This is a genomic window from Streptomyces calidiresistens (assembly GCF_014141525.1).
Classification (GTDB): Bacteria; Actinomycetota; Actinomycetes; order Streptomycetales; family Streptomycetaceae; genus Streptomyces; species Streptomyces calidiresistens.
This window is the reverse complement of sequence record NZ_VKHS01000307.1, coordinates 1-5946: the sequence shown is the minus strand read 5'-3', so window position 1 is coordinate 5946 and position 5946 is coordinate 1. Positions and strand designations below refer to the sequence as shown.

Below are 5946 nucleotides of genomic sequence, written 5' to 3'. Positions count from 1 at the left end.
TATAAGAGACAGGCACCCCGACGACGCAGCCGACACCCCCGCCGACGCCCCCGGGTCGGCCGTCCCGGCCGCCGAGCTCGCCCTCATCGAGGAGACCGCCCGGAAGTCCGCCCTGGTCTGGGTGCGCGGTCCGCGCGGGTCGGTTCGCCCCCTGTGGCACGTCTGGCACGAGGGCGCGGTCTGCGTGGTGGGCGGAGCGGGCGAGCAACCGCTGGACGGCCTGGGTCTGACCGACGGCGGGCGGGCGACGGTGAGCGCGCGCAGCAAGGACAAGGGCGGCCGACTGGTGGTCTGGCCGGCCCGGGTGGTGGAGCCGAAGCCGGGGGGCGCGGAGTGGGAGGCGGTGGTCGCCGAACTGCGCGGCAAGCGGCTCAACGCCGTGGACCCCGAGGGCACGGCGGCGCGCTGGGCGGAATCCTGCCGGGTGCTGCGACTGGTGCCGGCCGGCCCGGCGGAGCAGCGGCCGGGGGCCATGCCCACCGACGGCGGGGCGGCGGTCCCGCCGCCCTCCCCGGCGCTGACCCGGGGGCCGCTGCCGTCGGGGTTGCCGGCCCGTCGACGGCGGGGTGCGACCCCGGGGGGTCGCCGGGCGGGGTGACGGCCCCGGGCCGGGGCCCGGGGCGCCGGTGGGCCCGTCAGCCCTCCCCCTCGCCGCCCTCGCCGCCCGACTCCTCCTCGGGCGGGAGGATCATCTTGTCCCCGTAGTCGAGGATGTCCTCCTCCTTCGGGGCGCGAAGGGTGAACTCCTGGTCCCAGTCGAGGAGGGAGAGCTGCCCCGCCTCGCCGGCCCGGGCGAACCTCAGGGGGTAGGGATCGCCGACCAGCGCCACGTCGAGGACGCCACCGGCGCCCTCCCCGGCCAGCACACCGATCGTCTCGATCCCGTCGATCTCCCCGCGCTCACCGGTGCTCCGCTCCCCCTCCATGGTGATCAGCAGGGGGATCATGGTGTTCTTCTCGGTGAAGCCGCTCAGCGTCCCGTAGACGGGGTCGTCGGGGGCGACCTTGACGTACTTGCCCTCCAGGGTGCCGGAGGGGTCGATGCCGGCCTCGGCCTCCTCGTCGCCGTCCTCCCACTGGTGCTGCCAGAAGGCGCCGTCCGCCTTGAGGAAGAGGTCCTCGCCCACCCGCAGGAGTTCGAAGTTCATCCCCTGGGTGGAGACCTCGCCGATGCCGCCGTCCGGGCCGAGCCGCATGTCGATGCGGAACTTGCGGCCCTCGGTGATGATGTCGCCGGTCAGACGCACCGCGTCGGCCGCGAGGGCGGCCTCCATCGCGCGTTCCTCGATGACCTCGGCGGGCTGCGAGACGAGTTCGTTGACCTCCTCCTCGGGCTCCGGGGACGAACCCCCGCAGCCGGTGAGGCCGGCCCCCGTCAGCACGGCGGCACAGATGGCCCCCGACAGTGCGGCGCGCCAGTTGCGGACTCCTGCGGTCACCGGGCCTGCCTCTCCCTCGGGTCCCTCGGTCGGTCCTGTGGTGGACGCATTCCGAGCACGTTGCGTTCCCCATCGATCACCAGCGCTCGCGTATCGCCGACCGATGATCGATTCCGGGCACGGCGAACGGTCCGGCCGGTGGCGGGACGGCGCGCGAGCCGCAGCGTACCCCGCCCCGTCGCCGGGCGACGCGGGCCGGTACCGGGGCTTCCGCGCGGAGCCGTACCATCGGGTACATGGCTACCGACACCCCCGCAGCCCCGCAGACCGCGCCGTCCGAGGAGGCGGTGCGCTCCGCCCTGGCCACGGTGGACGACCCGGAGATCCACCGACCCATCACCGAGCTGGGGATGGTCAAGTCGGTGGAGATCGCCGGCGACGGTGCCGTGCACGTCGGCGTGTACCTGACCGTCTCCGGCTGCCCGATGCGGGAGACCATCATCAGCCGGGTCTCCGAGGCGGTCCGGGCGGTGCCCGGCGTCACCGACGTCGCGGTCGAGCTGGACGTCATGAGCGAGGAGCAGCGCCGGGAGCTGGCGACCGCCCTGCGCGGGGGCCAGGCCGAGCGCGAGGTGCCGTTCGCCCGGCCCGACTCGCTGACCCGGGTCTACTGCGTCGCCTCGGGCAAGGGCGGCGTCGGCAAGTCCTCCGTGACGGTCAACCTGGCGGCGGCGATGGCCGCCGACGGCCTGAAGGTCGGCGTCGTGGACGCCGACATCTACGGCCACTCGGTGCCCCGGATGCTGGGGACCGACGGTCGCCCCACCCAGGTGGAGAACATGATCATGCCGCCGTCGGCACACGGCGTGAAGGTCATCTCCATCGGGATGTTCACTCCGGGCAACGCCCCGGTGGTCTGGCGCGGGCCGATGCTGCACCGCGCCCTGCAGCAGTTCCTCGCCGACGTCTACTGGGGCGACCTGGACGTGCTCCTGCTCGACCTGCCCCCCGGCACCGGCGACATCGCGATCTCGGTGGCCCAGTTGGTCCCGAACGCCGAGATCCTCGTGGTGACCACCCCGCAGCAGGCCGCCGCCGAGGTGGCCGAGCGGGCCGGCGCCATCGCGGTGCAGACCCACCAGAAGATCGTCGGCGTGGTGGAGAACATGTCGGGCCTGCCCTGCCCGCACTGCGACGAGATGCTGGACGTCTTCGGCAGCGGCGGCGGCGAGCGGGTGGCCGAGGGGCTGACCCGGGCGACCGGCGCGGAGGTCCCGGTGCTCGGCACCATCCCGATCGACCTGCGGCTGCGCGAGGGCGGCGACGAGGGCAAGCCCGTGGTGCTCTCCGACCCGGACTCCGCGGCGGGGCAGGCGATCCGCTCGGTCGCCTCGAAGCTGGGCGGCCGGCAGCGCGGCCTGGCCGGGATGTCGCTGGGGATCACCCCGCGCAACAAGTTCTGATCGCTTTCCGGCCGCCTTCCCCGCCGTCCGCCGGGGCCCGGCCCCGGCGGAGGCCCGGGGCCGGTCCGGCCCTCCGTCAGGTGTAGCGCTCCCCCGGGTCGTCCACGACGGCGAAGCCGAGACCGTACGCGCTCATGCCCCTGCCGTACGCCCCCAGGTGGACCCCGCGATCGGTGGTGCCGGCGAGCACCCACCCGTACTCCGACTCCCGGTAGCGGAACTCGCGGGGGCTGCCGTCCACGGGCAGGGTCAGGGAGGCCCAGCCGCCGCCGTCCAGGTGGTCGGCGAGGTCCCAGGCGAGGGCGGTCTGCTGCTCCAGCCAGTCCTGCCGCAGGGCGCGCTCCATCCGGCCGGGCCAGGTGCACGAGAGCAGGCCGGAGCCGGCCAGCCAGGCGGCGGCGGAGACGGAGGTGGCCTCCAGCAGGCCGGTGCCGTCGGGGCTGGAGCGCACCGGCCGGGCCGCGAGCGTCACCACCACGGCGAAGCTCCGGTCCTCGCGGCCGGGCTCGGGGAGCACCGAGGGGCGGTCGCCGTGGGCCAGCGAACCGTGCTCCACCGACCCGTCGGCGGCGGTGCCGACGCGCAGGAGCCGTCTGGGGCCCGGGAAGGCGTCGTCCAATCCGTACCAGGGGAAGTCCGCCCGCAGGAAATCCTCCGGCGTCGAACGCTCCCCCGGCACCTCTCCGGCACCCCGTGGCTCGGCCCGACGTGTGGTCTCCATGCGCGGACGCCTCCTCCTTGGCTGCGGCCGGGTAACACCCCGGACACACGTGAGGATAGCCACCGGTATCGCGCTCATCGGGCACGACCGGGGAGGCAAGAGGGTCATATGCCCTGAATGGGGTGACCGAAAGGTGCGCCACGGGGAGCACGAGGGGGCGCATGCGCTCCCGAACGCGCCGGGGTGACCGAGGTCACGACGACGCCGGGGCCGACGAACGGCGGAGAGGCCGTCGGAGCCCGCGCGGGCTCCTCCCCGGTTCACCGGTCGGGCGCGTCGCGTGCCCGAGCCCGGTCCCGGGGTCCGGCCGGCTCAGGTGGCGTCGGAGTCGAACGGCGGCGGCTCGGAACCCGTCGGACCCGTCGGACCCGTCCCCCGCTCCTCCCCGCCGGGCCGCCCGGCGGGCGGCACCGGACCGGTGTCGGGGCCGGACGCCGGCGCGGGCGGGTCACCGGCCTTGCCGAGGGAGACGACCCCGCCGGCCGCGGCTCCACCGGCCGCCCCCGCCGCCACGGCCGAACCGTTGCGTCGCACCGGGGTGCGCCCGTTGACGGCGTCGGAGACCTCCGTCAGCTCCTTGCGCACGTCCACGCTGTCGCGCAACTCGCGCAGGCCCAACTCGTCCCGCTCCAGCAGGTGCTTGCGGGCGAAGCGGCGCGGATTGAGGTCCTCGAACTCGAAGTCCTTGAACTCCGGCCCCAGCTCGTTGCGGATGTCCCGCTTGGCGTTGTCGGAGAACTCCCGCATCCGCCGCAGGAAGCCCGCCACGTCCTGGATCATCTTCGGCAGCTTGTCGGGGCCGAAGACCAGGATGGCCAGGATGATGAGCGCAATGAACTCGAGGGACCCGATATCGAAGAACACTGGCGACTCCCTGGTTTCCCTCACTCACCGGACCCACCGGGCCTGACACGACACACCGCCACGGTACCCGCCCCGGGCGGCGGTGGGGAGTCGCCCGGGGACACCGCGGGGTGAACACCGCGGGCCCATCCGGGGGAGACGGGGGAAAACGGCACGGGACCGCCCGGCGCGGGTCCCGCCGCCGCCCCGCACGGCACCGGCCCGCGGCTCAGCCGTCGGCCGCGCCCAGGGTCACCGGGATGACCAGCTCGCCGTCCTCGCGCTCCACCGTGAGCTCCAGCACATCGCCCGGACGGTGCGACCGCACCCGGACGATCAACTCGTCCCCGCTGCGCACGCGCTCGCCGTCCACGGCGGTGATGACGTCGCCCTCCTCCAGCCCGGCGAGGTCCCCCGGCCCGCCCGGCACGACCGCCGGATCCTCCGACCGCGAGGCCACCCGGGCCCCGACGCCGTCGAAGCCCATGTCCACCATCACCCCGATCACCGGGTGGGTGGCACGCCCGGTGTTGATCAACTCCTCGGCCACCCGGTGGGCCTGGTTGACCGGTATCGCGAAGCCCAGCCCCACGCTCCCGCCGCGCGCCTCGCCGTCCGGGCCGATGCCGAGCTCGGGGGTGCGGATGGCGCTGTTGATGCCGATCACCCGCCCACCGGTGTCCACCAGCGGCCCGCCGGAGTTGCCGGGGTTGATCGCGGCGTCGGTCTGCAGGGCGTTGACGTAGCTGACGTCCGTGCCGTCCCCGTCCCCCCCGGCCGTGATCGGACGGTTCACCGCGCTGATGATCCCCGCGGTGACGGTTCCGTCCAGGTCGAAGGGCGAGCCGATGGCCACCACCGCGTCACCCACCCGGACCCCGTCGGAGTCGCCCAGCGGCAGCGGGCTGAGCCCCGACACCCCGTCCACCCGCACCACGGCCAGGTCGTAACCGCTGTCCGCGCCCACCAGGACCGCGTCCACGGTGTCCCCGCTGTTGAAGGTGACCTGGATGCGGCCGGAGCCACCCGCCGGACCGACCACGTGGGCGTTGGTGAGGATGTGGCCGCGGTCGTCGAGGACGAAGCCGGTCCCGGTGCCCGCGCTGCCGCCGCCCCGCACGTAGAGGGTGACCACTCCGGGCAGCGCCGTCTCGGCGATGCCCGCGATGGTCCCCGGATCGGTGGTGCGCTCGCCCTCCGCCACCTGCGGCAACCGCACCTGCACCGGTCCCCCGGCACGCTCCAGTTGGATCCCCACCACACCGCCGACACCACCGGAGACCAGCGCCAGGACCAGCGCACCGGTGAGCAGGCGCAGCCGGCGCCGCAACGGGGGCGCGGGCTCCCCCTCCGCCGGACCGGCGTGGGGAGGGCCGGGGACGCCGGCCGGCGGTGACAGGGGAGCGGAACCGGGCGCGGCCCACGGGTCGTAGCGGTGCAGGGGGGCGCCGGGTGGCGCCGCGGGCGGCCCGGCGGTGCCCCCGGGCGGGCCGACCGCCGGCGGGGCACCCGGCGGCGGGAAGGGGGTTCCGCGCGGGGG

Annotated in this window: 6 protein-coding genes; 2 read left to right on the top strand and 4 right to left on the bottom strand. The window is 74.9% G+C overall.

Annotation, left to right across the window (positions count from 1 at the left end; all coding sequences use genetic code 11):
- The first annotated feature begins 85 nt into the window (after positions 1-85).
- Positions 86-598 carry a hypothetical protein gene (locus tag FOE67_RS14015; RefSeq protein ID WP_182664157.1) on the top strand — a complete coding sequence of 171 codons (513 nt, stop codon included), beginning with the start codon at positions 86-88 and terminating at the stop codon, positions 596-598.
- A 37-nt stretch (positions 599-635) separates the two neighbouring features.
- Here the strand turns inward: FOE67_RS14015 and FOE67_RS14010 are convergent, their stop codons facing one another.
- Positions 636-1439 (bottom strand): hypothetical protein, encoded by an 804-nt coding sequence (locus tag FOE67_RS14010; RefSeq protein WP_182664153.1) that lies wholly within the window; start codon positions 1437-1439, stop codon positions 636-638.
- 236 nt (positions 1440-1675) lie between these two features.
- On the opposite strand from FOE67_RS14010, the gene FOE67_RS14005 reads away from it, so the two are divergent.
- Entirely contained in the window at positions 1676-2842 is a 1167-nt protein-coding gene (locus FOE67_RS14005; RefSeq protein WP_182664151.1) for an Mrp/NBP35 family ATP-binding protein, read from the top strand.
- A gap of 76 nt (positions 2843-2918) precedes the next feature.
- On the opposite strand, the gene FOE67_RS14000 is transcribed toward FOE67_RS14005, so the two are convergent.
- The 3 genes from FOE67_RS14000 to FOE67_RS13990 form a co-directional block, all read right to left on the bottom strand.
- A complete protein-coding gene (locus FOE67_RS14000; protein WP_182664149.1) occupies positions 2919-3563 on the bottom strand; it encodes a hypothetical protein in 645 nt (214 codons plus the stop codon).
- A 312-nt stretch (positions 3564-3875) separates the two neighbouring features.
- Positions 3876-4427: a sec-independent translocase gene (locus FOE67_RS13995; RefSeq protein ID WP_182664147.1), complete on the bottom strand. Its 552-nt coding sequence runs from the start codon at positions 4425-4427 to the stop codon at positions 3876-3878.
- A 208-nt stretch (positions 4428-4635) separates the two neighbouring features.
- Positions 4636-5946, bottom strand: a 1311-nt coding sequence (locus tag FOE67_RS13990) for a S1C family serine protease (protein ID WP_228473872.1), incomplete at its 5' end; no start/stop codon positions are given.